The sequence below is a fragment of the Aliivibrio thorii genome (assembly GCF_057368585.1).
In genome coordinates, this window is sequence record NZ_CM170654.1 from 2,589,403 (window position 1) to 2,613,486 (window position 24,084).

Consider the following 24,084-nt stretch of genomic DNA (forward strand, 5'->3'; position numbering starts at 1 on the left):
CCCTTAATATTATTAAGTTAATTTACTGAAACGCATAAAAAAAGGTCGATGTGAACGCATCGACCTTTTTTATTATCTAAAGAAAATTCACTAATAGCGCTATCAACTATAACGGGAAATGAATGACATTCTCTGTACGACATAAGCCAATTTCTAACTCATGCTGTTGCCCATCAAGCGTCACAATAATTGAATATAAATCATTAGGATTTTGAGCCTTATCATCCCAATATTTTGGCGCCTCAACTTGAAACAATGCAGAAATATGATCGCCTCTTACGTTTACAGGTAACGTCAACGTCATGCCATCAAACTTAACACTTGCTGAGATTAAATCTGGCTTATATGTCTTAAAATATACATCCACCTTTAACTCACAGCCATGATGCCAAATTTGTTCAACACTAATATGCTCCAGCGCCAAGTGTGGGATTGGTTGGAAGAAGCACACTCCAAAAATACCAATATCATCTTTAATATCAACATCCTGAACAGCACCAAAACGGCGATGATAAGCCTGATTTATTTCACAGACTTGCTCACTAGAGTCATCATCCAACAGCCAATCATCTTCATCTTCTTCTAAGAAAAGAACTTCAAAACGATTACCGCCTAATTGAAGGTAGTCTTTAATATTTTTACGGTAACGTGTCATGTTATCAGTGCAATCAAATACAGCGACACCATTAATTCGGACTTCTGCGTAACGGGAAGCGCCACTCATCACTAATTCAATCGCAGGGTAATTTAGTAATGTTTCATCCACCTCAAAAAATCGCATCATATGCCACTCTTGAGCGTTAACTTCAAAAGCGGAAAACGACGAATAAGCAGAGGCAATACCTTGCTGAATTGGAATGTCTTTTATTGGTAATGAGGTATCACTGAGCGGTGAAACTTGCCACAGCGCTTGCTCATTATTAAGTAAAATTCTTGAATTGACTGACATATTCATCCTTAAAAAAATGCCCTAGAAGTAGTTCACATCTAGGGCATATATGTTCTTTTGAATTTTTACTACGAATTAATCTTCGTCGCCATCTTCAATAACGTCGTATTCAGCGTCTTCGCCTTCATAGTAAGTACCCCAACCATCATAGATGATGTCGTGCTTTTCAGCTAGGTTTACTAATTTTTCAACTTGAGCATCAATCACATCAGCGTCTAATGCTGAATCCATTACTGCGTCACAGCATAAGATCTTCGCACCGTCTTCGTCTTCTAGCTCTTCCGCTTCTAGTACTTCAAAGCCCATTTTAAATGCTTCAACAACGGCATTTTCAAGCGCTTTAAAATCTTCAGCCATTAAATGGTGCTCAATCGCATACAGTGCATCCGGCTCACTACCATCGGCTTTTAGCGACTCAATAATTTCACGCGTTTCCGCTTTTTGCAATTCAAGAAATTGCTCAACCGATAGATATTCATCTTCTTGAGACATAGTAAGACTCCACACTGTATTAAATAATAAATGAGTAAGTAGCCATTATAGCCTGACCAACTCAAATCCCCTAATACTTCAATAATTAAAGAATAATCCCCTACTATACGGTATTATTTCTCTTACTAGCTGTAGATATTAGAAAGGAATCTTATGAATAAGCTATTTGTTGGCTCTGAAATTGGTCAATTACGCCGTGTTATTCTTCACCGTCCAGAAAGAGCGCTTGCTCACCTTACCCCAACAAACTGCCACGACTTACTGTTTGATGATGTGCTCTCTGTTGAAAAAGCGTTACTAGAGCACGACCAATTCGTAGCAACGTTAGAATCTCAAGGCGTAGAAGTATTACTGCTACAAAATTTACTTGAAGAAACGCTGCAACATCCTGAGGCCAAACAATGGCTGCTCAAACATCAAATTTCTCATTATCGCTTTGGTCCTACTTTTTCTAATCAAATTAGGGCGTTTCTGCTTGAAAAAGACAACAAGGAGCTGGCTTCAATTTTATTAGGTGGTCTTGCTTTTATTGAGCTTCCATTTAAAGCTCCCTCGATGTTACAGCAACTGAGTGACCCCTTTGATTTTGTCATTGAGCCATTACCAAACCATTTATTTACTCGAGATACTTCATGCTGGATCTATGGTGGTGTTTCCATTAATCCAATGGCTAAAGACGCACGAAAAAGAGAATCGAACCATTTACGTGCAATTTATCGCTGGCATCCTTTGTTTTCTCAGCAAGTATTTTCACAATATTTTGAAGATGAAAACCGAGATTACGACAATGCCACCATTGAAGGTGGGGATGTGTTAGTGATTGGCAAAGGTAACGTACTGGTTGGTATTTCTGAACGAACCACTCCCCAAGGTATTGAGAATCTAGCAAAGCAACTATTCCGAACTCATCAAGCCAAGCAAGTTATCGCCATTAAACTACCTGAAGATCGTTCGTGCATGCATTTAGATACGGTTATGACACATATGGATCATAACGTTTTTTCAGTCTACCCAAGAGTAGTTAATAAAAATATGCCTTGCTGGTCAATTACGCCTTGTGGTGAACAGCACCTTGCGATTAAAGAGATGCCTAATTTTCAAAATGTATTAATGGCAGCGTTAGATCTCGATGAGTTGAATATCATTACGACTGGCGGGGATAGCTATGAAGCCGAACGAGAGCAATGGCACGATGCCAATAACGTGCTGACCATAAAACCTGGCGTTGTCGTAGCGTATGAGCGTAATACTTATACCAATGAGAAATATGACAAAGCTGGTATCAAGGTTCTTCCAATTACAGGCGATGAATTAGGCCGTGGTCGTGGTGGTGCGCGTTGCATGAGTTGCCCAATAGAAAGAGACGGCATTTAGCCTCAATATAAAATAAATTAAATATAAATTCACATTATCTGCATTTACATGTTTAAATGAATTTTATCGGATTAGCATGAATGGCAAGGAGCACACGATGGCTTTTAACTTACGTAATAGAAACTTTTTAAAACTATTAGATTTTTCCCCTAAAGAGATTGCACATTTACTTGAGCTATCTGCTGAGCTAAAAAAAGCAAAATACGCGGGGTATGAGCAACCTCGCCTGTCAGGTAAAAACATTGCACTTATTTTTGAAAAAGCCTCTACTCGCACACGCTGTGCCTTTGAAGTTGCCGCTTTTGATCAAGGAGCAAGAGTCACTTATCTTGGCCCGTCGGGCTCTCAAATTGGTCAAAAAGAATCGATGAAAGATACCGCTCGTGTACTCGGACGCATGTACGATGGCATCGAATACCGCGGCTTTGGTCAATCGATTGTTGAAGAACTGGGTGAGCACGCTGGTGTTCCTGTATGGAATGGATTAACTGATGAATTCCATCCAACTCAAATTTTAGCTGATTTTCTTACTATGCAAGAATATGCAAATGGTAAGCAATTAAACCAACTTACTTTTGCATACCTTGGTGATGCACGTAATAACATGGGAAATTCTCTTATGGTTGGTGCCGCTAAAATGGGCATGGAGATCCGCCTTGTTGCACCAAAACAATTTTGGCCAGAAGAGGAGCTCGTTGCTCAGTGCCAAGAGATTGCGAAGCAAACAGGGGCTAAAATTGTGCTGACCGAAGAGATACAACAAGGCGTGAAGAATTGTGATTTCTTATACACTGACGTTTGGGTTTCTATGGGAGAAGCACCCGAAGCTTGGGATGAACGTGTCGCCTTAATGACCCCTTACCAAGTCAATATGGATGTTATTAAAGCGACCGAAAATCCAAACGTGAAATTCATGCACTGTTTACCCGCCTTTCATAATAATGAAACAACCATTGGAAAAGAAATCTCAGAAAAGTATGGTATGAATGGTTTAGAAGTTACTGACGAAGTTTTTGAATCTGACTACTCTATCGTATTTGATCAAGCAGAAAATCGCATGCACACAATTAAAGCGATTATGGTTGCAACCTTAGGTAATTAATCTAAGTACCCAATAAAGGAAATAGAAATAAGTTTGATGCAAACGCTTGCTTAGGATTTTGATACGAGTATAATCTCGCGCAATTTACTAGGAAATTATGATGTTATTGACTTATATTCATACAGCGGTCGACCCTATGCATGCACTAACAAAGTGTGGTGGTCCCCTATTTTTTGATTTTCCTAATTACCGATATTTTTAAAGCCTCCTATTTTATAGGGGGCTTTTTTTTGATTTAAATATGACTGACACACTAAAGGGAAGAGAGACTATGGCTAACTCGCTATATCAAAAGCATATCATTTCTATTCCAGAACTATCTCGTGAAGAGCTAGAACTGATCGTAGAAACAGCAGGAAAAATCAAAAAAGAGCCTCAACCTGATCTATTAAAGAATAAGGTTATTGCAAGCTGCTTTTTTGAAGCCTCAACTCGTACTCGCCTATCTTTTGAAACTGCAATTCAACGTTTAGGTGGTTCAGTCATTGGTTTTGATACTGCTGGTAATACGTCTCTTGCTCAAAAGGGCGAGACTCTAGCCGATTCAGTTCAAATCATAGCTTCTTATGCCGATGCTTATGTTATGCGTCACCCTAAAGAAGGTGCAGCACGCCTTGCTTCTGAATTCTCAAACGGCACTCCAGTAATTAATGCCGGAGATGGCGCAAACCAACACCCAACGCAAACCTTATTAGACTTGTATACTATTTACGAAACTCAAGGTCGTTTAGATAATATTAATATCGCCTTTGTTGGTGATTTAAAATACGGTCGTACCGTTCACTCTTTAACTCAAGCGTTAGCTAAATTTAATGGTGTTAAGTTCTTCTTTATCGCACCAGAAGTATTAGCAATGCCTGATTACATTTGTGAAGAGTTAGATGAATTAGGCATTGAATACCAGCTACTTAATAGTATGGAAGATGCAATTCCTGAATTAGATATTCTGTATATGACTCGTGTTCAAAAAGAGCGTTTTGATGAATCTGAATATGCGCATATTAAATCAGCTTATATTCTTTCTGCGCAAGATTTACAGCCAGCTCGTAGCAACCTAAAAGTGCTTCACCCGCTTCCTCGTATCGATGAAATTGATACTGATGTTGATAAAACACCACACGCTTATTATTTCCAACAAGCAGAAAATGGCGTTTATGCACGACAAGCTCTATTAGCGCTTGTTCTTAATGAAACACTTTAGGAGAAACGATGATGCCTAATAAAACTCAATTACGTGTTGAAGCTATCAACAACGGAACAGTAATCGACCATATTCCTGCAAATATTGGTGTTAAAGTCTTAAAGCTATTTCAGATGGATAAAACAGTAGAGCGCGTAACGATAGGCTTAAACTTACCTTCTTCTGCTTTGGGCTCTAAAGATTTATTGAAAATTGAAAACACCTTTGTGACGCCAGAGCAAGCAAGTAAATTAGCACTCTATGCACCACACGCAACGGTTAATCAAATTGAAAACTATGAAGTGGCGAAGAAGATCCCTCTTCAGCTACCAACACAAATTACAGGTGTGTTTGAGTGTCCAAACAGCAATTGTATTACTCATGGTGAGCCCGTTGATAGTAGCTTTAAAGTCATTACAAAAAACGAAGATGTTCACTTAAAGTGTAAGTATTGCGAGAAAGTATATTCACGTGAAGTAGTCACTGATTTAAATTAATCCTATTGTTAATACACAATTTTTAGCCTCAGATATTCTGGGGCTTTTTTATTGGTAAAGTTTGTTTTATATTGGGTTTATTGAACCTAATACCAATCTGGATAAGTAGTTGTTCAGAGAATTGCGTAGGAAAAATCGATTAGAGCAAGGCATATGTTTTATAACTAGTAGTTCTAATTATAAAATTTATAACGCAGCTATAATCAATTTTAACAAGCAAGAATGAGCAAATATTTATGTTGATTGGTATAATATTCATCCATTCAAAAAGGAATCATTACAATGACTAAAGTTCTTCATACAGACAATGCTCCAGCAGCAATTGGTCCATACATTCAAGGTGTTGACCTTGGTAATATGGTTCTAACTTCAGGCCAAATCCCTGTAAATCCAGCAACTGGTGAAGTGTCTGATGATATTGCAGAACAAGCTCGTCAATCTCTAGAAAACGTAAAAGCAGTTGTTGAAGCTTCTGGTCTAACGGTTTCTGATATTGTGAAAATGACGGTATTTGTTAAAGACTTAAATGATTTTGGTACCGTGAACGAAGTGTACGGAAACTTCTTTGATGAACATAAAGTAGCAAACTACCCTGCTCGTTCTTGTGTTGAAGTTGCTCGTCTTCCAAAAGATGTTGGTATTGAAATCGAAGCGATTGCTGTTCGTAAATAAATTCAGATAATAATAAATAAAATGATTAAGGCAGAGTTTACTCAATTTCTGCCTTATTTTTTATTTAAATACTGGATAGCTTTAGAGTAAACCGCTCCAAACCACACCGAAAAGATAACGGGGTTTGTTTCTAACTCTTTTTGAATATCACTCTCTCGCCACCACTGAATATCACAGACCTCTTCCGGGTTAATCGTAAAGTTAACATCAGGGCTATTCGCTAATAAAATATAATCCAACTCATGCTCACTTAAACCATTTTCCAACTCAGCTTGATAAATAAACCAGCCTAAATTTTCAAATGTATTTGCCACAACACTGGTAATGCCAATCTCTTCTTCTAAGCGGCGCTCTCCCGCCGATTCAATCGATTCATTAAGTCTTGGATGCGAACAGCAAGTATTACTCCACTTACCCTTACTATGATATTTGCACTCAGCTCGTTTTTGTAAAAGGAACTCTCTTCCTTCTTTCCCATCACGATAAAGTAAAACAGAGAAAGCTAAATGTAATAGCCCTTTCTCATGTGCTTCTAACTTTTCCATTACACCAATGGCTTCACCCTGCTGATTTACAAGGACAACTTCTTCTTTCATTATTCTCTACACGTTTAAAACATACACATCAAAAACAAAAGGGTACACAGCAAGCTGCATACCCTTAAAATTATAATAAAAACGTAAGCTTAGCTGCGTTCTGCAACTTCTTTATTTAATTCTTCTAACTTAGCTTTCATTTGTTCACGACACTCATTCGCTAATTCACGAACGTTTGTTTTATCGTAACCATCAAGACTCACTGGCGGTAAAATCTCAACAATTACCACACCGTTATTCCAACGGTTTAATTTTACACCTTCAGTATTACTACATACGATTGGCGTTACAGGAACCTCAGCGGCTATTGCTGCATGAAATGCGCCTGTTTTAAATGGTAATAAACCACGACCACGAGAGCGAGTACCTTCAGGAAACATCCAAACAGACACATTACGCTTCTTAATGTTATCAGCTACTTGAGCAATCGTACCTACCGCTTTGCTGCGATTATTACGGTCAATCAAGATATTACCAGTGATCCAATACAACTGCCCAAACAGTGGCATCCACGCTAAGCTCTTCTTACCTACCGTTACAGTACGAGGCTGAATAGCCCCAGAAACCGTAAATAGATCCCAGTTATTTTGATGGTTCGCAATATATAAACTTGGGCCAGCATTCTTAACACTATCAGGAACGCGAACTTCAAGTTTGATACCAAATACTCGCGACATACGAGCAAACCATAGACCAAAAGTATAAACGTGTTTTGGATTACGTGGACTTAGTAAACAATAACCACAGCCAAATACAAACGTAAAGACAGCAAAGATAGCCAGAGCAACTAGGCGTAACAATGCGATCATAAGTGTTTCTCCTACATACAAACAATAAAAAACCGGGTCATTATATACCCGGTTTCCGCTTGGTTTTTCAGCAAAATAATCAGTAAGATTATAAATCGCTACTACGAACTCTTTCGATATTCGCGCCTAATGCGGTTAACTTGTCTTCGATCTTATCATAACCACGGTCGATATGATAAATACGATCAACAATTGTTTCACCTTTCGCTATACAACCAGCAATAACAAGGCTTGCAGAGGCACGTAAATCCGTCGCCATCACTTGAGCACCACTTAAACCATCAGTATCACCACAAATAGCGGTATTACCTTCGATTTCAGCATGAGCGCCCATGCGTTGCAGTTCAGGAATATGCATGAAACGGTTTTCAAAAATCGTTTCAGTAATAATGCCAGGGCCTTTTGCCATCATGTTTAACAAAGTAAACTGTGCTTGCATGTCTGTTGGGAATGCAGGGTGTGGTGCTGTACGGATATTTACCGCTTTAAGCTCACGACCAGTCATATCCAGGCTAATCCAATCTTCACCCGTTTCAACTTTAGCTCCTGCTTCTTCAAGCTTCGCTAGTACAGATTCAAGAAGATGCGCTTTAGTGTTCTTACAAACAACTTTACCGCCAGATACTGCTGCTGCAACAAGGAATGTCCCCGTTTCAATACGGTCAGCAACCACTTCATGATAACCACCACCAAGACGCTCTACGCCTTCGATAGTAATCGTATCGGACCCCATACCTGATACTTTCGCACCAATGGCATTAAGGAAGTTAGCAGTATCAACAATTTCAGGTTCACGCGCTGCATTTTCTAAAACGGTGGTACCTTCAGCTAATGTAGCGGCACACATTACTGTGATTGTTGCACCAACACTCACTTTATCCATAACGATATGAGCGCCTTTCAGGCGACCATCAACTTCTGCTTTAACGTAGCCTTCTTCAAGCTTAATCGTTGCACCAAGCTGCTCAAGCCCGTGGATATGAAGATCGACAGGACGAGCGCCAATTGCACAACCGCCAGGTAAAGACACTTGCCCTTTACCAAAACGTGCAACTAATGGACCAAGAGCCCAAATTGATGCTCGCATCGTTTTTACAAGATCATACGGCGCACAGAAATCATTAACGCCACTTGCATCAATATGAACTGAACCATTACGTGATACGTTAGCACCTAAGCGTTGTAACAACTCCATGGTTGTATCTACATCGCGAAGTTTTGGAACATTTGCAACTTCTACTGGCTCTTCAGCAAGCAATGCAGCAAATAAAATTGGCAGTGCTGCATTTTTTGCACCAGAAATCGTAACCTCTCCAGAAAGTGGTTGTTCACTTCCTTGAATTCGAAACTTATACATTCAAAGGGCCTCTTAGAATAAGCTATTTAATTTTTTATCACGTGCCCACTCTTCAGGAGTAAACGCTTTTATTGATAGAGCGTGAATAGTATTTGTTGAGATGTGTTCCATCAAAGGTCCATAGATGGTTTGTTGTTTCTTAACTCGACTCATTCCATTGAACGATTCATCCACAGCAATAACTTCAAAATGGCTTCCTTCACCTTTAACGTGAATCTCTTGAAGTTGAAGTGCTGCGTCTAATAATTCTTTAATCTCGGCGCTATCCATTACTCTACCTTTTGCGTTATTAAGTGATCAGCAAACAATGATTCCACATTACTCAATTGAATTAAAGTAATGAGCTGATCAGGGACGAAAGCAAGCATTATATGACAGTTTTGTTTTTTTGCATGCTCTATTAGGTGTAAAAGTAACACAACACCTGCTGAGTCAATACGATTAACGTAAGTTAAGTCTACCTTTACTTCTGTAATATTAGGTTTCCATTGTGTCAATTTTTTCCAAATATTAGGCACAGTCTCACGTTCAAGAGCACCTTTAAAGCAAATTTCATCAGCATTGGACTCACATATATCCACTTCGCTCATTACTTACCTCCTTCTAAACGAATAGGCTGAGCAGCTAATGAAGTCAATTCTTTGCTTACTGAATCTATGCCATCTTTACGAATTTTTGCACTCCACTCAGACTGCTTTGTTGATAATAAACTCACACCTTCAGCAACCATATCGAATGCTTGCCACTCTGATGTTTTTTTATTCTTACGAAGTTTAAAGTCAACCTTTACCGTTGGTCGAGCAGAGTCAAGAATATCAACACGAACACTAATTATAGATTTCTTTTCAGGAATCGCTTTTGGTTTTTCTAAAATAATTTTTTGATCTGTATATAGCGTTAATACTTGAGCGTACGACGATACTAAATATTCACGAAAAGCCGCCACAAATTGCTCTCTTTCTTCTGCTGTTGTTTTTTTTAAATGCGGACCAAGCAATTTATACGCGGCATATTTTATATTAACGTACGGCATCAACTCTTCTTCTACGACCGTTTTTAATACGTTAGGATTTTTTTGAATTGCCGGTTGTTCCGCTTTTAATCGTGTAAAAGTATCTTCAGATACTTTCGCCATCATTTCATAAGGTTTTGTTTTATCTACATCCTGAGCTTGAACGACTCCAGAAAACAGAGTTATTACTGCTACAAATATACTTAGCCATTGTTTCATTATTCTTCCTCACTCTTATCAGATGAATCACCACCAATGCTATACAGTACTTGTCCAATCATATCTTCAAGAACTAAAGCCGATTTAGTGTCCTCAATATAATCACCATTACCTAACATATCGATGTCTTCATCCACAAATCCAGGAACAATACCAATATACTGCTCACCGATTAATCCTGACGTTAAAATTTGTGCCGCAGAAGTTTCAGGAAATTGACCAAACTGCTTATCAATTTCCATACTAACGACTGGCAGATAACTTTCTGTATCTAAAGTAATCCCTTCAACTCTACCAACTACCACGCCACCAATTTTAACTGGAGAGCGAGATTTCAAGCTGCCGATATTATCAAACTGTGCATTTAACGTGTAATACTCACCGCTACCACCACTGCGAACGTCCGCGACTTTAAGCAATAACATTAATAACGCAGCCATCCCAGCTAAAACAAAAAGACCAACAAAAAACTCTACTTTACGTGTCTGTTGCATAATTAATTCCCAAACATCAGTGCTGTCAGCACAAAATCAATACCTAATACCGCCAGTGACGAATGCACTACCGTTCGTGTTGTTGCCAATGAGATCCCCTCAGAGGTCGGCGTTGCATCGTAGCCATTAAATAACGCAATCCAAGTTACGATAAAAGCGAACACTACACATTTTATAATGCTATTTACTATGTCATAACGCACATCAACCGATGATTGCATTAATGACCAAAAGCTACCGTAATCAATGCCTTTCCACTCAACACCCACTATCTGCCCACCCCAAATACCGATAGCCATAAAGATCATCGCCAATAATGGCATTGAAATAATACCGGCCCATAAACGCGGGGCAATAATTCGACGTAGTGGGTCTACCGCCATCATTTCCATACCAGAAAGTTGCTCAGTCGTTTTCATTAAACCAATTTCAGCGGTTAAGGCTGAACCTGCACGACCTGCAAATAGCAGTGCAGTAACGACAGGTCCCAGCTCTCGTAGTAAAGATAACGAGACTAACTGACCTAAACTGGTCTCTGCACCATAGTCTACAAGGATGACATAGCCTTGAAGGCTAATGACCATTCCAATAAATAGACCAGAAACCATAATGATAACTAAAGAACGAACACCAACTGAATACAACTGGGTTAATAACAATGGAAACATTTTCGCAGGCTGAGGCTTGGCAATAATTGCCCCGAGTAACATAAAAGTGGCTCGCCCAAACATTTCACAAACCGATAAAGCTCGCTTACCAAGTTGTTCAATTGACGAAATAAGTGGAAAGTTACTCATGAGAAAACAGCGCCTCACTTAATGGCTTCGCAGGAAAACGAAAAGGAACAGGACCATCAGAGCGGCCATCCAAAAACTGACGTACTTGAGGGTCAGGGTTATCCTTTAATTCTTGTGGTGAACCTTGAGCAATTATCCGTCCATTAGCTAACAAATAAACATGGTCTGCAATACTCATTACTTCAGGGACATCATGCGATACCACGACCGAAGTAAGCCCTAAAGCATCATTTAGATTACGAATTAAATCAACTAAGACCCCCATTGTTATAGGATCTTGGCCAACAAAAGGTTCATCATACATAATAAGATCTGGGTCCAATGCAATAGCACGAGCCAAAGCTGCTCGACGAGCCATACCACCAGACAATTCACTTGGCATTAACTCAGCAGCGCCACGCAGCCCAACCGCTTCAAGTTTTAACAATACTAATGTATGAATAAACTCTTCTGATAATTTGGTGTGTTCACGTAATGGAAAGGCCACATTATCAAACACATTCATATCTGTAAAAAGGGCACCAGACTGAAATAGCATGCCCATTTTTTTGCGCGCTAAATACAATTCCTTTCTATTTAGCTTAGGTATATTCCACTCTTCAAAATGAATATTTCCAGACTCTGGTGGGATCTGACCACCAATTAATCTTAATAACGTGGTTTTACCGATACCCGACGGCCCCATGATCGCCGTTATTTTTCCTTTTGGCACAGATAAGTTAATGTCATCAAAAATAACTCTATCACCACGTTTAAAGGTTAAGTTTTCGACTTTTATTAGGGTTGTATCTATATACATATCATTACTTTTCATCAAAAGCCCTTCCTAGCAACATAATGATAAGTATACGTTAACTTATCCATCAAACTTATTATTTTTAACATTCTTTCGCATATCCCTTCTCAAAGCAGCCTTTTTTCTTTCCTTTTCGTCAGAGAAGCGTCAAAATTGATGGTTAACTATAAAAACATCTTCTACAAAAGGAAATTAACACCATGACAGAGCTGCTCATGCCATCTCTACTTCTTATCGTTGGGCTCTCTCTACTCGTTTGGGGCGCAGATAAACTGGTATTTGGTTCTGCCGCGTTAGCGAGAAACTACGGGATTTCGCCATTAGTTATTGGTATGACTATATTAGCCATGGGGTCATCTGCACCAGAAATGATGGTCTCTGCTGCCGCTGCGCTTGATGGAAAAACAGATACCGCTGTCGGTAATGTAATTGGCTCAAACATCGCTAACATTGCGTTAATTTTAGGTATTACCGCAATAATCAAACCTCTTGCAATAAGCTCTGGCATCATTCGTCGTGAATTACCATTAATGCTAATTGTAACATTGCTTGCTGGTGGCATCATGTACAACAATTACCTTGGCTTTAATGAAGGTTTATTGTTAATTGCTCTTTTTGCAGCCTTCATTATTGCAATGCTCTACATTAGCAAAAACGAACAAAAAAATGGTGATACTCTTCTTGAAGAACAAGAGTCTGAAATTCCTGAAGGTGTTGAAAACAAAAAAGCCCTATTTTGGGTGGTTGTTGGTTTAATTTTATTGCCTGTTGGCGCAAACATGCTGATCGACAACGCAGTTGTTATTGCAAAATATTTTGGTATGAGCGATCTCGTGATCGGTTTAACCATTATAGCGTTAGGAACAAGCCTTCCAGAACTTGCTGCTTCAGTAGCAGGTGTTTTAAAGGGTGAAGACGATATGGCTGCCGGCAATATTATTGGTTCGAATGTATTTAACATTCTCGCTGTAATGGGTATCCCTGCACTCATTAATCCATCAGAAATCAGCTCTGATTTAATGGAACGAGATTTTTACGTAATGATGGGCGTATCTGTTTTATTATTATTTATGGCCTTAGGTAAGAGCCGTAGCATTAACCGAATTGAAGGTAGCATTTTAGTTACATGCTTCTTGGCTTATCAAGGTTACCTGTTTTACTCAATGTAATACCCTCGTTAAATAACCACTAAAACACGAATAGGTCATCAATAAACGTTGTATTCATTGATGGCCTATCTATTTTTTACGTTCCCTTCCCCATTAGAAACCTCTCTACCTTGAACTACCTCTGGTATATGGCATAATAATTGTATACGCTACTCTTCTAGCTTTTACATCTGCTATAACCCAAATAAAAAGGTGGTAACCCGATGGCAACTCAGTTTGATTTTTGCAAAGCAGGGAAAAATGTTCTTCAAATTGAAATTGATGCACTCACCCAATTGAATAACTACATTAATGATGATTTTACGAAGGCATGCCAATTAATGCTTGAATGTAAAGGGAAAGTAGTTGTAATGGGAATGGGAAAATCGGGGCATATCGGTAATAAAATTGCAGCGACATTAGCAAGTACAGGCACCCCTTCTTTCTTTGTTCATCCGGGCGAAGCCAGCCATGGTGATTTAGGTATGATTGAAAAAGGTGATGTCATTATTGCCATTTCAAATTCAGGTGAAGCTGGTGAAATTTTAGCTTTATTACCCGTAATTAAGCGCCTTAGCATTACTCTTATCACGATGACAGGCAAGCCTGAATCAAGTATGGCTAAAGTTGCTGATGTAAATCTGCAAATAACCGTACCTCAAGAAGCTTGTCCTCTAGGTTTAGCTCCAACATCAAGTACAACAGCCACCTTAGCCATGGGGGATGCCTTTGCCGTTGCTCTATTACAAGCTAAAGGATTTACTGCTGATGACTTTGCTTTGTCTCACCCTGGTGGCGCATTAGGTCGTAAATTGCTGCTATTATTATCTGATATTATGCATAAAGGTGATGAGTTACCAATGGTTACTGCTGATGCTCTTATTAAAACCGCATTACTTGAAGTGTCTGAAAAAGGCCTTGGAATGACTGCGATTATTGATAATGAACAAAAAGTCATTGGTATTTTTACTGACGGAGATTTACGTCGCTTATTGGATAATCGCGTTGATATTCATACTCAAACTATTGGTGAAGTAATGACTCCTTCTCCAGCCGTTGCAAATCCAAATTTATTAGCGGTAGAAGGCCTAAATTTAATGCAAGATAAGAAAATTAATGGCTTACTACTGTGTGATGAAAATAACCGCTTAGTTGGTGCTCTTAATATGCACGACTTATTGAAAGCAGGTGTAATGTAATGACAGCTAAATTCATTCCAACGCTCTATGGCAATGTTGAAGAGTCTATATTCAACATTGCAAAAGACATAAAATTACTGATCTGTGATGTTGATGGCGTTTTTTCTGACGGTCTTGTTTATATGGGCAATAGCGGGGAAGAGCTAAAAACGTTCCATACTCGTGATGGTTACGGTGTAAAATCATTAATGTCTGCAGGTGTAGAGATCGCTATCATTACTGGCCGTAATTCTAAGATTGTAGAAAACCGAATGACAGCGCTTGGTATTAAACTGATCTATCAAGGCCAAGACAATAAATTACAAGCATACCAAGATATTTTAACTACACTCAATATAGCTCCAGAACACACAGGCTACATCGGTGACGATCTCATTGATTGGCCAGTAATGGATAAAGTGGCATTAAAAGTATGTGTCGCTGATGGACACCCACTACTTGTTCAACGAGCAAACTATGTAACCACGATTAAAGGTGGGCATGGTGCTGTTCGAGAAGTCAGTGATTTGATCTTAGAAGCAAAAGGTGAGTTAGAACAGCATAAAGGTTTAAGTATATGACCTTAAAACATCTTTTCATGACAATATTATTAATGATCTCTACCTGGTCAGGGTACTACTTATATTATGAGTATACTCAGAACGATCAACAAATCGCTCCTGATCAGCAAGTTCCTGTTTTTACGGGTAGAAACACAACTAATAATAATTATGATGAAAATGGTGTTCGCAATTATCAAATTAATGCGAAAGCACTAGAGCGTTTTGCTAAAACAGGCGAAACTAATTTTACTACCCCTCACCTTTTTGTCTTCCAAGACGGAAAAATAAAGGAATGGGAAATAATTTCTGATATTGGCGTTTTAAACAAAAAACACGTCCTCTACTTAAGCGGTAACGTGATTGTCAAAAACTTACTGCCTGAAGCAGCATTTGAAACAATGACAACAGACAGCTTAACAATAGAGCTCTCTACTAAAGATTTTATGACAGAAGATGTCGTTAACCTTGTTGGCCCAACGTTTGAAACGACAGGCGTAGGAATGAAAGGTAATTTTACCAGTCAACAAGCGACCCTATTAAAGAATGTACAAGGTATCTATGAAGCTTTCACAAATTAGCCTACTTGCTGGTCTGCTATTTAGCTCCCCAAGCTGGGCACTAAGCAGCGATACAGAACAACCAATTCACATAAACTCAGACTCGCAAAATTTTGATATGCAAAGTAACCAAGTCACTTTTTTAGGTGACGTTACCTTAAAGCAAGGCAGTATCAAAATTTTTGCAGATAAATTAGTGGTAATTAGACCTCAAGGTCAAGAAGGCCGAGAGATCCTAGAAGCTTACGGAAAACCAGCGCGTTTTAGTCAATTGACTGATGATGGTAAAACGCTGAAGGGTAAAGCAAATAAATTACGTTATGAGTTAGAAAATGAATTTCTAAAAATGACGGATAGTGCTGAATTAACTCAAGATGACAGTATTATCCAAGGGAAAGTAATTACTTACAATATGCAAACCCAAAAACTAATTGCTGATGGTGGTAAAAACGAACGCGTTACAACCATCCTTCAGCCTAGCCAATTGAATAAAAAATAATTATGGCCATTTTAGAAGCAAAAAATCTCGCAAAGACATACGGTAGCCGTAAAGTGGTTTCCGATGTAAGCCTGACCGTTGAGTCTGGTAAAATTGTTGGTTTATTAGGACCAAATGGTGCTGGTAAAACAACCTCTTTCTACATGATCGTAGGGTTAGTTTCTCGTGATGAAGGCTCTATCACTATCGATGGCGTTGATATATCACTGCAACCAATGCACAACCGCTCAAAAATGGGGATTGGGTATTTACCACAAGAAGCCTCTATTTTTAGAAAATTATCTGTTTTTGATAACATCATGGCAGTGCTCCAAACTCGTAAAGATTTATCAAAACCAGAACGTTTAGATAAGCTTGAAGAGTTATTAGATGAATTTAATATCCAGCATATTCGTAACAGTAATGGTATGGCACTTTCTGGTGGTGAACGCCGTCGAGTAGAAATTGCGCGTGCACTGGCTGCAAACCCAAAATTCATTCTACTTGATGAACCTTTTGCTGGTGTCGATCCTATTTCTGTAATCGATATCAAAAAAATCATTCAACATTTAAGAGATCGCGGTTTAGGTGTGTTAATTACAGACCATAACGTTCGTGAAACCCTTGATGTATGTGAACACGCTTACATAGTAAGTCAGGGTCATATGATTGCAAACGGCACTCCAGATCACGTCTTGAATGATGAACACGTAAAACGCGTTTATCTTGGTGATCAATTTAAGTTGTAATATATAAAGGTATAGCTAAATAATGAAAGCATCTCTTCAGCTAAAAATGGGCCAACAGCTTGCAATGACTCCACAGTTGCAGCAAGCCATTCGATTACTACAGTTATCGACACTTGACCTGCAGCAAGAGATTCAAGAAGCTCTCGACTCTAATCCTCTTCTTGATGTTGAAGAAGAACAATTGAGCACGCCTGAAAGTTTATTATCTCCAGAGCCGACACCTGAAAAAGAAACAGCAACAGCAGAACAAGAAACACCTGTAACTGACAGCAGTGATGTTATTGAGAGCAATAATATATCTGAAGAATTAGAAATGGATGCTAGCTGGGATGACGTTTACAGCGCCAACAGTGGCAGCACTGGATTAGCTATCGACGATGATACCCCGCTATATCAAGGTGAAACAACAGAAAGCCTTCAAGATTACCTAATGTGGCAAGCTGATTTAACGCCATTCAGTGATATTGATCGTACTATTGCTACTACAATTATTGAGTCTTTAGATGACTATGGCTACCTTACAATTGCTCTTGATGAGGTACTCGAGAGTGTTGGTAATGATGATGTAGAGATTGATGAAGTAGAAGCAGTACTAAAACGAATTCAGCAATTTGATCCATTAGGTGTCGCTTCACGCAATCTGGCTGAATGTCTGCTATTACAACTCGCGACCTATCCTCATGATACACCTTGGCTTCCTGAAACAAAGCTTATTTTAACAGAACATATCAATTTATTAGGTAATCGAGACTACCGACAACTGGCAAAAGAGACTAAGCTTAAAGAGCAAGATTTAAAGCAAGTAATGGTGCTGATCCATAAGCTTGATCCTCGCCCAGGTAACCGTGTAATTGATACAGATACAGAATACGTAATTCCGGATGTTTCAGTATTTAAACATAATGGAAAATGGGTAGTAACAATTAACCCAGACAGCGTCCCTCGATTAAAAGTTAATGCCGAGTATGCCGCATTAGGTAAAGGATTGGGTAATAGTCCTGATGGACAATTTATTCGAACCAATTTGCAAGAAGCGAAATGGTTAATTAAAAGTTTAGAGAGCAGAAACGAGACGCTGCTCAAAGTTGCACGTTGTATAGTTGAACATCAGCAAGATTTCTTCGAATATGGTGCTGAAGCGATGAAGCCAATGGTGCTTAATGACATCGCTTTGGATGTTGAAATGCACGAATCAACAATTTCTCGCGTAACAACACAAAAATTCATGCATACCCCTCGTGGTATTTTTGAATTAAAATATTTCTTCTCTAGTCATGTTAGTACGGATAACGGTGGTGAATGTTCATCAACTGCGATTCGGGCACTAGTGAAAAAATTGGTCGCAGCTGAAAATCAAGCCAAACCATTAAGTGATAGTAAAATAGCTACTTTACTAGCTGAACAAGGGATCCAAGTAGCACGACGAACCATTGCAAAATATCGTGAATCACTTGGGATTGCCCCATCAAATCAGCGTAAACGTTTACTCTAATTAACAGAAAGGAAGTGTTATGCAAATAAACATCGCAGGTCAAAACGTCGAACTAACAGATAGCCTTCGTGAATATGTAGAAACTAAATTCCAAAAATTAGACCGTTTTTTTGAACATATAAATCATGTGCATGTGGTATTAAAATTAGAAAAAGTACTGCATGTGGCCGAAGCAACACTTCATGTAAATCAAGGTGACATACACGCCCATTCTGACGCAGAAGATATGTATGCCGCTATTGATGGTTTGGTGGATAAACTTGTTCGCCAACTCAATAAACATAAAGAAAAACTAAGTAGTCATTAACATGCAATTAAGCACCATTCTTTCATTGGATTGCACTAAAAGTGCAGTCCAATGTACAAGCAAAAAACGCGCATTAGAACTTATCAGTGAAATTGCAGCCCCTCATATAGACCAAAACCCTCAAGATCTTTTTGAAAGTTTATTAAACCGAGAAAAAATGGGAAGTACAGGTATTGGCAACGGTATCGCTATTCCTCACGGTCGAATTTTTAACTGTGATAACGCAGTCGCAGTATTACTTCAATGCCAAGAACCAATTGAGTTTGATGCAATAGACAATCGTCCTGTCGATATTCTTTTTGCCTTACTTGTGCCAGATGAACAATGTAAATTACACCTAAAAACATTGTCCAGTGTTGCTGAAAAACTCAATGATAAACACGTTTTACGTCAACTTCGTCACGCCGAAACTGATCAAGAACTGTATCAACTTTTCACTTCTTAAATCGATTCAAAGGTCATCATAATGAAACTCATGGTAGTTAGTGGAAACTCGGGCGCAGGTAAATCTGTTGCACTGCGAGTATTAGAAGATTTAGGCTATTATTGTGTTGATAATTTACCTGTTGACCTTCTTTCACAATTTGTTGAGTCAATTCAGCACAGCAGCCAAAATGTGGCTGTAAGTGTTGATATTAGAAACCTACCTAAAGATCCGTCATTACTGAAAAATACATTAGCTGAATTAAAACAATCTCATGATGTTACTGTCATATTTTTAGATGCCGAAGATAAAGAGCTAATAAAACGCTACAGTGAAACTCGCCGCTTACATCCATTATCCCTTATTGGAGAGCAATGCTCTTTAGAGCAAGCCGTTGAGTTAGAGAAAAACATTCTTAGTGATTTTAAAGAAGAAGCCGATCTTGTTCTCGATACCACAACAAAATCAATTCATGATCTAAGTGAAACCTTACGATCTAGAATTCTCGGTCGAGAATCAAAAGAGTTAGTTATGGTATTTGAGTCTTTTGGATTTAAACACGGTTTACCCACTGATGCTGATTATGTATTTGATGTTCGTTTCTTACCTAATCCGCACTGGGAACCGGGACTAAGACCAATGACTGGTTTAGATAAACCAGTCGCAGACTACTTAGAAAAACACGATGATGTCATTCAATTAAAAGAACAAATCCAAGGTTTTCTAACCACTTGGCTACCCGCATTAGAAAAAAATAATCGCAGTTATTTAACCGTTGCTATCGGTTGCACTGGTGGGCAGCACCGCTCTGTTTATATAACTCAACAACTAGGTCAGTATTTTAAAGAACAAGGGAAACAAGTCCAAATACGTCATAAAACACTAGAGAGACACTGATCTATGCCAATTTCATCTCGCCACCTCTTAATCAAGAATCGTCTTGGTTTACACGCAAGAGCCGCTATCAAGTTAGTTGAGATGGCACAAAGCTTTGATGCAGTAATAACATTAACGAATGATGAGAACAAACAAGCCACCGCCGATGGCGTTATGGGGTTACTTATGCTTGATTCTGCACAAGGACAATTTGTTGATGTTTCAGCCGATGGCCCTGACGCTGAACAAGCATTGAACGCCATTTGCGAACTTATTGAAGCTGGTTTTGACGAAGAGGAATAAGTTATTATTTACAACATCAATAGTTTGACTCAATCCTCACAAAATTCACTTATCGTCCTCTCTAAATTACGTTACTATTCAGCCCATTATCTAATCTAGATTGTCTATACTCATAATTCGAGTTAGAACAGCGATTAAATGGGGGAGAGCATGCAAGAACCACAAGATTTCGATCAAACCCATCAAACTCTTCAAGAAGTATCTAATGCACTTGATAGTGGGATGTTTGTCCATGTACGACGTTTATTACAAGACATGGAACCCGAGGATATTGCCCATCTATTAGAAGCATCACCCAGAAAAAGCCGTAATGTATTATGGCAACTAACCGATCCTGAAGATTACGGTGAAATTCTTGACGAACTGTCCGAAGATGTAAAAGACGGTATTGTCTCTAGAATGGCTCCTGAGAGCATTGTAGAAGCAACAGAAGGCATGGAGATAGATGATGTCGCTTACGTTCTTCGTAGCTTACCTGACGATGTTTCTCGTGAAGTATTAAGCCAAATGGACACGGTAGACCGGTTTCGTGTAGAAACTGCGCTATCTTACCCAGAAGATACGGCTGGCGGTATGATGAATACCGACTTCATCACCATTCGAGCCGATGTTGAAATAGATGTAGTTCTACGTTATTTACGTATGAAAGGCGATCTTCCAGAATCAACAGATGCCCTTTATGTTCTTGACGAAGAGAGCCGCCTAATTGGCCACTTATCTTTAGCGACTCTTTTAACTACTCAACCAGACATTCTTGTTAATGAAGTCATGGATGATGCAGATGAAGCCATTCCAGTAAATACTGACGATGGTGAAGTCGCCAATCTATTTGAACGTCGAAACTGGGTTTCTGCACCTGTAGTTGATGAAAATCACTTACTGCTTGGTCGTATCACCATCGATGATGTGGTCGATGTTATTCGTGAAGATGCCGAACACTCAATGATGAGTATGGCTGGTATGGATGACGAAGAAGATACTTTTGCACCAGTCGTTAAATCAGCTCGACGTCGTAGTGTATGGCTAGGCATGAATGTATTAGCCGCTCTTGCTGCTGCATCGGTTTCTAATATGTTCGAAGCCACATTGGCGCAAATGGCATCGATTGCCGTACTAATGACGATTGTCCCTTCAATGGGTGGGGTTGCCGGTAACCAAACCGTTGCTCTAGTGATCCGTGGTTTAGCGGTTGGCCACATCGGTGACAGTAACCAGAAGGAGTTATTGCTCAAAGAAGCAGGAATAGGCTTGCTTAATGGTATTTTGTGGGCTTCTATCATTGGCGGTATCGTCATGGTGTGGAAGGGCGACATCATGCTTGGAGCTATCATTTCTGCAGCGATGCTCGTTAACTTAACCGTTGCCGGAATTGCAGGTGTTGCTATTCCTGTCCTTCTAAAGAAAATGAATATTGATCCTGCACTAGCGGGAGGAATGGCATTAACAACCATCACAGATATTATCGGTTTATCTGCTTTTCTTGGCCTAGCAACCATTCTTATGTAATTGTTTTTTAATACTAGAATCAAAAAAGCGCGCTCTCATTCAATGACAGTGCGCTTTTTTATCTTAGATTTAACTTAGTCTAACCGAAGGAAATATTATTGACCCGCAATCTTCATTGATTCAATCAAGATTGAACCCGTTTGAATTTGTGAGCGCGTTTCAACATCATTACCTACTGCTATAATATTTTGGTACATCTCAGCTAAATTACCTGCAATCGTAATCTCTGATACTGGGTATTGGATCTCACCATTTTCAACCCAAAAACCAGCGGCACCACGAGAATAATCACCAGTAACCGTATTTACGCCCTGCCCCATAAGCTCAGTAACTAAAAGCCCTGTACCCATGGTTTTTAGCATCTGCTCAAAACTTTGACCCGTTGATTTTACAAACCAGTTATGAATACCACCCGCATGACCTGTTGGTGTCATATTCAATTTACGAGCAGCGTAACTTGTTAATAAGTATGTAGCTAACACACCATCAGTAATAATTTCACGATCTTGCGTATATAGCCCTTCACTATCAAATGGGCTACTTGCTAAACCTTTTAATATATGTGGACGTTCGCTAACATTAAACCATTCAGGTAAAATCTTTTCGTTTAACTTCTCAAGCATAAATGTTGATTTACGATAAAGGTTCGCACCACTGATGGCCATCACAAGGTGTCCCATCAAGCCAGTTGCTACATCAGAAGCAAACATAACAGGTACTCTCATTGTATTTAGTTTCTGAGCATCTAAACGACTTACGGTTCGTTCAGCTGCATCTAAACCAACTTTCTTAGCATCCCACAAATCATCACGGTGACGAGCAACGGTATAGCTATAGTCACGCTCCATATCCCCATTTTTGTCCACGCCAATAACACTACAACTGATGCTGTGACGGCTTGATGGGTAGCTTGCTAACATGCCGTGACTATTACCATAAACTTTAATGCCATAATGACTGTCATAGCTTGCACCATCACTCTGTTTAATCGACGAGTGATACTCTAATGCCGCCTGTTCAGCTTCAATCGCTTTTTGTGCTGCATAGTCAGGCTCTGGCTCATCAGGATGAAACAAATCTAAATCAGGAATTTTTTTCGCCATTAATTCTTTTGGCGCAGGTCCAGAAAATGGGTCTTCAGAAGTATAATTCGCGATATCTAAAGCCGCAGCAACGGTCTGCTGAATCGCCTTATCACTTAAATCAGATGTCGATGCACTGCCTTTTCGGTGGCCTCGATAAACAGTAATGCCTAACGCGCCATCACGATTAAATTCAACGTTTTCAACCTCTCCCATTAAAGTAGAGACACTGATACCAGTTGTTTTTGTGATTGCGACTTCTGCAGCACTCGCGTGTTGTGTAGCCATTTCTAACGCCTTGGCTACTGCAGCTTCAAGTTCTATTTTTTGATTCATCATTTGGGCTTTTGCATCCATAACATCTGACTGAATATATACATTTTTACTAGAATAACACTCTATGTGATAAATTTGCGCCCAATTATCCATTTATCTTGCTAAAATAGAGAGAATCACCCATTAAAGAATGAAGATCATGGCACGTAAAAATCAAAAAGCTCCTTGGGAAGAAGAAGAAGAGATCATCTGGGTAAGTAGAACCGAGATGAAAAACGACATGGAAGATCTACAAAAATTAGGCGAAGAGTTAGTTGGCTTGAAGCCAGCAGTTCTTGCTAAATTTCCACTATCAGAAACTCTGCAAGTAGCTATTTCTGATGCGCAACGTTTTAAGAACGAAGCAAAACGTCGCCAATTACAATACATTGGCAAGCTAATGCGTCTTGAAGATCCAGAACCAATTCAATTGGCTTTGGATAAAGTTCGTAATAAGCACTCACAAGCGACTATCGCACTTCATAAGTTAGAAATCTTACGTGACCGTATGATTGAAACTCCAGATGTTGTGATTGAAGAAGTGATGGTGAAATACCCTGAAGCGGATCGCCAACGCTTCCGTCAGCTTGCTCGTCAAGCTAAAAAAGAAAAAGCATCGAATAAGCCACCAAAGGCATTCCGTGAGATTTTCCAAATTTTAAAAGACTTGTACTTAGAAGAAGACTTATAAACCTTCTTTTTCGTTCATAAAAAAAGAGCCAAGCATCAAATGATACTTGGCTCTTTTTTATATACCTAG

At 39.2% G+C, this 24,084-nt stretch carries 30 protein-coding genes; 18 read left to right on the forward strand and 12 right to left on the reverse strand.

All coding sequences use genetic code 11. The features are described from left to right. Positions 1-106 precede the first annotated feature (106 nt). Both AC2IP4_RS11830 and rraB read right to left on the reverse strand, forming a co-directional pair. Positions 107-949, reverse strand: a complete 843-nt coding sequence (locus tag AC2IP4_RS11830) for a glycosyl hydrolase 2 galactose-binding domain-containing protein (protein WP_375321752.1) — start codon at positions 947-949, stop codon at positions 107-109. A 75-nt stretch (positions 950-1,024) separates the two neighbouring features. Then, complete coding sequence (rraB, locus tag AC2IP4_RS11835; RefSeq protein ID WP_130044378.1) at positions 1,025-1,441, reverse strand: ribonuclease E inhibitor RraB; 417 nt, start codon at positions 1,439-1,441, stop codon at positions 1,025-1,027. Positions 1,442-1,594: 153 nt separating this feature from the next. Here rraB and arcA point away from each other — a divergent pair, with 153 nt between their 5' ends. The 5 genes from arcA (at position 1,595) to AC2IP4_RS11860 (ending at position 6,266) form a co-directional block, all read left to right on the forward strand. Continuing rightward, entirely contained in the window at positions 1,595-2,815 is a 1,221-nt protein-coding gene (gene arcA / locus AC2IP4_RS11840; RefSeq protein ID WP_375321751.1) for an arginine deiminase, read from the forward strand. Positions 2,816-2,912: 97 nt separating this feature from the next. Beyond that, positions 2,913-3,917 carry an ornithine carbamoyltransferase gene (gene argF, locus AC2IP4_RS11845; RefSeq protein ID WP_375321750.1) on the forward strand — a complete coding sequence of 335 codons (1,005 nt, stop codon included), beginning with the start codon at positions 2,913-2,915 and terminating at the stop codon, positions 3,915-3,917. Positions 3,918-4,188: 271 nt separating this feature from the next. Further along, entirely contained in the window at positions 4,189-5,118 is a 930-nt protein-coding gene (pyrB, locus tag AC2IP4_RS11850) for an aspartate carbamoyltransferase (protein ID WP_375321749.1), read from the forward strand. An 11-nt stretch (positions 5,119-5,129) separates the two neighbouring features. Next, entirely contained in the window at positions 5,130-5,594 is a 465-nt protein-coding gene (pyrI, locus tag AC2IP4_RS11855) for an aspartate carbamoyltransferase regulatory subunit (protein WP_105055531.1), read from the forward strand. Between the two features lie 282 nt (positions 5,595-5,876). Beyond that, a complete protein-coding gene (locus AC2IP4_RS11860) occupies positions 5,877-6,266 on the forward strand; it encodes a RidA family protein (protein ID WP_005417516.1) in 390 nt (129 codons plus the stop codon). A gap of 53 nt (positions 6,267-6,319) precedes the next feature. Here AC2IP4_RS11860 and idi read toward each other — a convergent pair whose 3' ends face one another. The 9 genes from idi to mlaF all read right to left on the reverse strand — a co-directional run bounded on the left by idi (position 6,320) and on the right by mlaF (position 12,349). Continuing rightward, positions 6,320-6,862, reverse strand: a complete 543-nt coding sequence (idi, locus tag AC2IP4_RS11865; RefSeq protein WP_375321748.1) for an isopentenyl-diphosphate Delta-isomerase — start codon at positions 6,860-6,862, stop codon at positions 6,320-6,322. Positions 6,863-6,951: 89 nt separating this feature from the next. Beyond that, on the reverse strand, positions 6,952-7,671 hold the full coding sequence (locus tag AC2IP4_RS11870) for a 1-acylglycerol-3-phosphate O-acyltransferase (RefSeq protein WP_375321747.1): 720 nt from the start codon (positions 7,669-7,671) through the stop codon (positions 6,952-6,954). Positions 7,672-7,759: 88 nt separating this feature from the next. Next, positions 7,760-9,028: a UDP-N-acetylglucosamine 1-carboxyvinyltransferase gene (gene murA / locus AC2IP4_RS11875; protein ID WP_375321746.1), complete on the reverse strand. Its 1,269-nt coding sequence runs from the start codon at positions 9,026-9,028 to the stop codon at positions 7,760-7,762. Positions 9,029-9,040: 12 nt separating this feature from the next. Further along, positions 9,041-9,298: a BolA family iron metabolism protein IbaG gene (ibaG, locus tag AC2IP4_RS11880; RefSeq protein WP_060992521.1), complete on the reverse strand. Its 258-nt coding sequence runs from the start codon at positions 9,296-9,298 to the stop codon at positions 9,041-9,043. Next, entirely contained in the window at positions 9,298-9,618 is a 321-nt protein-coding gene (locus AC2IP4_RS11885; protein ID WP_375321745.1) for an STAS domain-containing protein, read from the reverse strand. Before AC2IP4_RS11885 ends, ibaG begins: the two co-directional genes overlap by 1 nt. Beyond that, positions 9,618-10,259 carry a phospholipid-binding protein MlaC gene (gene mlaC / locus AC2IP4_RS11890; RefSeq protein WP_375321744.1) on the reverse strand — a complete coding sequence of 214 codons (642 nt, stop codon included), beginning with the start codon at positions 10,257-10,259 and terminating at the stop codon, positions 9,618-9,620. Before mlaC ends, AC2IP4_RS11885 begins: the two co-directional genes overlap by 1 nt. Next, positions 10,259-10,753 carry an outer membrane lipid asymmetry maintenance protein MlaD gene (gene mlaD, locus AC2IP4_RS11895; protein WP_375321743.1) on the reverse strand — a complete coding sequence of 165 codons (495 nt, stop codon included), beginning with the start codon at positions 10,751-10,753 and terminating at the stop codon, positions 10,259-10,261. The genes mlaC and mlaD overlap by 1 nt, the downstream gene beginning before the upstream one ends. 2 nt (positions 10,754-10,755) lie before the next feature. Further along, complete coding sequence (mlaE, locus tag AC2IP4_RS11900) at positions 10,756-11,550, reverse strand: lipid asymmetry maintenance ABC transporter permease subunit MlaE (protein ID WP_375321742.1); 795 nt, start codon at positions 11,548-11,550, stop codon at positions 10,756-10,758. Further along, positions 11,543-12,349, reverse strand: a complete 807-nt coding sequence (gene mlaF, locus AC2IP4_RS11905) for a phospholipid ABC transporter ATP-binding protein MlaF (RefSeq protein ID WP_375322842.1) — start codon at positions 12,347-12,349, stop codon at positions 11,543-11,545. The genes mlaE and mlaF overlap by 8 nt, the downstream gene beginning before the upstream one ends. A 197-nt stretch (positions 12,350-12,546) precedes the next feature. Here mlaF and AC2IP4_RS11910 point away from each other — a divergent pair, with 197 nt between their 5' ends. The 12 genes from AC2IP4_RS11910 to mgtE all read left to right on the forward strand — a co-directional run bounded on the left by AC2IP4_RS11910 (position 12,547) and on the right by mgtE (position 21,927). Then, on the forward strand, positions 12,547-13,515 hold the full coding sequence (locus AC2IP4_RS11910; RefSeq protein ID WP_375321741.1) for a calcium/sodium antiporter: 969 nt from the start codon (positions 12,547-12,549) through the stop codon (positions 13,513-13,515). A 203-nt stretch (positions 13,516-13,718) separates the two neighbouring features. Further along, positions 13,719-14,693, forward strand: a complete 975-nt coding sequence (kdsD, locus tag AC2IP4_RS11915) for an arabinose-5-phosphate isomerase KdsD (protein ID WP_486306985.1) — start codon at positions 13,719-13,721, stop codon at positions 14,691-14,693. Beyond that, entirely contained in the window at positions 14,693-15,253 is a 561-nt protein-coding gene (kdsC, locus tag AC2IP4_RS11920) for a 3-deoxy-manno-octulosonate-8-phosphatase KdsC (protein ID WP_375321739.1), read from the forward strand. The genes kdsD and kdsC overlap by 1 nt, the downstream gene beginning before the upstream one ends. Before the next feature lie 17 nt (positions 15,254-15,270). Next, complete coding sequence (gene lptC / locus AC2IP4_RS11925; protein WP_486306983.1) at positions 15,271-15,813, forward strand: LPS export ABC transporter periplasmic protein LptC; 543 nt, start codon at positions 15,271-15,273, stop codon at positions 15,811-15,813. Further along, positions 15,794-16,291 (forward strand): lipopolysaccharide transport periplasmic protein LptA, encoded by a 498-nt coding sequence (lptA, locus tag AC2IP4_RS11930; protein WP_105053964.1) that lies wholly within the window; start codon positions 15,794-15,796, stop codon positions 16,289-16,291. Before lptC ends, lptA begins: the two co-directional genes overlap by 20 nt. 2 nt (positions 16,292-16,293) lie before the next feature. Further along, on the forward strand, positions 16,294-17,019 hold the full coding sequence (lptB, locus tag AC2IP4_RS11935; RefSeq protein WP_060992531.1) for an LPS export ABC transporter ATP-binding protein: 726 nt from the start codon (positions 16,294-16,296) through the stop codon (positions 17,017-17,019). Positions 17,020-17,083: 64 nt separating this feature from the next. Then, positions 17,084-18,511: an RNA polymerase factor sigma-54 gene (locus AC2IP4_RS11940; protein ID WP_486310764.1), complete on the forward strand. Its 1,428-nt coding sequence runs from the start codon at positions 17,084-17,086 to the stop codon at positions 18,509-18,511. 19 nt (positions 18,512-18,530) lie between these two features. After that, entirely contained in the window at positions 18,531-18,818 is a 288-nt protein-coding gene (gene hpf / locus AC2IP4_RS11945; protein ID WP_060992533.1) for a ribosome hibernation promoting factor, read from the forward strand. Between the two features lies 1 nt (position 18,819). Beyond that, a complete protein-coding gene (gene ptsN, locus AC2IP4_RS11950) occupies positions 18,820-19,263 on the forward strand; it encodes a PTS IIA-like nitrogen regulatory protein PtsN (protein ID WP_060992534.1) in 444 nt (147 codons plus the stop codon). A 21-nt stretch (positions 19,264-19,284) separates the two neighbouring features. Further along, entirely contained in the window at positions 19,285-20,139 is an 855-nt protein-coding gene (rapZ, locus tag AC2IP4_RS11955) for an RNase adapter RapZ (protein WP_105053961.1), read from the forward strand. A 3-nt stretch (positions 20,140-20,142) separates the two neighbouring features. Then, positions 20,143-20,421, forward strand: a complete 279-nt coding sequence (locus AC2IP4_RS11960; protein WP_486306982.1) for an HPr family phosphocarrier protein — start codon at positions 20,143-20,145, stop codon at positions 20,419-20,421. A 150-nt stretch (positions 20,422-20,571) separates the two neighbouring features. Next, complete coding sequence (mgtE, locus tag AC2IP4_RS11965; protein ID WP_375321736.1) at positions 20,572-21,927, forward strand: magnesium transporter; 1,356 nt, start codon at positions 20,572-20,574, stop codon at positions 21,925-21,927. 95 nt (positions 21,928-22,022) lie between these two features. Here the strand turns inward: mgtE and pmbA are convergent, their stop codons facing one another. After that, positions 22,023-23,366, reverse strand: coding sequence for a metalloprotease PmbA (gene pmbA, locus AC2IP4_RS11970; protein ID WP_375322841.1), 1,344 nt, complete (start codon positions 23,364-23,366; stop codon positions 22,023-22,025). Positions 23,367-23,484: 118 nt separating this feature from the next. Here pmbA and yjgA point away from each other — a divergent pair, with 118 nt between their 5' ends. After that, entirely contained in the window at positions 23,485-24,015 is a 531-nt protein-coding gene (gene yjgA, locus AC2IP4_RS11975) for a ribosome biogenesis factor YjgA (RefSeq protein WP_486306981.1), read from the forward strand. Positions 24,016-24,084 lie beyond the last annotated feature (69 nt).

Coding starts and splice junctions, on each gene's coding strand:
- idi (WP_375321748.1), bottom strand. CDS start 6,862: ATGAAAGAAGAAGTTGTCCTTGTAAATCAGCAGGGTGAAGCCATTGGT.
- mlaE (WP_375321742.1), bottom strand. CDS start 11,550: ATGAGTAACTTTCCACTTATTTCGTCAATTGAACAACTTGGTAAGCGA.
- AC2IP4_RS11830 (WP_375321752.1), bottom strand. CDS start 949: ATGTCAGTCAATTCAAGAATTTTACTTAATAATGAGCAAGCGCTGTGG.
- hpf (WP_060992533.1), top strand. CDS start 18,531: ATGCAAATAAACATCGCAGGTCAAAACGTCGAACTAACAGATAGCCTT.
- AC2IP4_RS11940 (WP_486310764.1), top strand. CDS start 17,084: ATGACTCCACAGTTGCAGCAAGCCATTCGATTACTACAGTTATCGACA.
- kdsC (WP_375321739.1), top strand. CDS start 14,693: ATGACAGCTAAATTCATTCCAACGCTCTATGGCAATGTTGAAGAGTCT.
- lptB (WP_060992531.1), top strand. CDS start 16,294: ATGGCCATTTTAGAAGCAAAAAATCTCGCAAAGACATACGGTAGCCGT.
- argF (WP_375321750.1), top strand. CDS start 2,913: ATGGCTTTTAACTTACGTAATAGAAACTTTTTAAAACTATTAGATTTT.
- AC2IP4_RS11960 (WP_486306982.1), top strand. CDS start 20,143: ATGCCAATTTCATCTCGCCACCTCTTAATCAAGAATCGTCTTGGTTTA.
- lptA (WP_105053964.1), top strand. CDS start 15,794: ATGAAGCTTTCACAAATTAGCCTACTTGCTGGTCTGCTATTTAGCTCC.
- pyrB (WP_375321749.1), top strand. CDS start 4,189: ATGGCTAACTCGCTATATCAAAAGCATATCATTTCTATTCCAGAACTA.
- arcA (WP_375321751.1), top strand. CDS start 1,595: ATGAATAAGCTATTTGTTGGCTCTGAAATTGGTCAATTACGCCGTGTT.
- mlaD (WP_375321743.1), bottom strand. CDS start 10,753: ATGCAACAGACACGTAAAGTAGAGTTTTTTGTTGGTCTTTTTGTTTTA.
- lptC (WP_486306983.1), top strand. CDS start 15,271: ATGACAATATTATTAATGATCTCTACCTGGTCAGGGTACTACTTATAT.
- pyrI (WP_105055531.1), top strand. CDS start 5,130: ATGCCTAATAAAACTCAATTACGTGTTGAAGCTATCAACAACGGAACA.
- rapZ (WP_105053961.1), top strand. CDS start 19,285: ATGAAACTCATGGTAGTTAGTGGAAACTCGGGCGCAGGTAAATCTGTT.
- pmbA (WP_375322841.1), bottom strand. CDS start 23,366: ATGGATGCAAAAGCCCAAATGATGAATCAAAAAATAGAACTTGAAGCT.
- AC2IP4_RS11870 (WP_375321747.1), bottom strand. CDS start 7,671: ATGATCGCATTGTTACGCCTAGTTGCTCTGGCTATCTTTGCTGTCTTT.
- ibaG (WP_060992521.1), bottom strand. CDS start 9,298: ATGGATAGCGCCGAGATTAAAGAATTATTAGACGCAGCACTTCAACTT.
- mgtE (WP_375321736.1), top strand. CDS start 20,572: ATGCAAGAACCACAAGATTTCGATCAAACCCATCAAACTCTTCAAGAA.
- AC2IP4_RS11910 (WP_375321741.1), top strand. CDS start 12,547: ATGACAGAGCTGCTCATGCCATCTCTACTTCTTATCGTTGGGCTCTCT.
- murA (WP_375321746.1), bottom strand. CDS start 9,028: ATGTATAAGTTTCGAATTCAAGGAAGTGAACAACCACTTTCTGGAGAG.
- kdsD (WP_486306985.1), top strand. CDS start 13,719: ATGGCAACTCAGTTTGATTTTTGCAAAGCAGGGAAAAATGTTCTTCAA.
- yjgA (WP_486306981.1), top strand. CDS start 23,485: ATGGCACGTAAAAATCAAAAAGCTCCTTGGGAAGAAGAAGAAGAGATC.
- rraB (WP_130044378.1), bottom strand. CDS start 1,441: ATGTCTCAAGAAGATGAATATCTATCGGTTGAGCAATTTCTTGAATTG.
- mlaF (WP_375322842.1), bottom strand. CDS start 12,349: ATGTATATAGATACAACCCTAATAAAAGTCGAAAACTTAACCTTTAAA.
- mlaC (WP_375321744.1), bottom strand. CDS start 10,259: ATGAAACAATGGCTAAGTATATTTGTAGCAGTAATAACTCTGTTTTCT.
- ptsN (WP_060992534.1), top strand. CDS start 18,820: ATGCAATTAAGCACCATTCTTTCATTGGATTGCACTAAAAGTGCAGTC.
- AC2IP4_RS11885 (WP_375321745.1), bottom strand. CDS start 9,618: ATGAGCGAAGTGGATATATGTGAGTCCAATGCTGATGAAATTTGCTTT.
- AC2IP4_RS11860 (WP_005417516.1), top strand. CDS start 5,877: ATGACTAAAGTTCTTCATACAGACAATGCTCCAGCAGCAATTGGTCCA.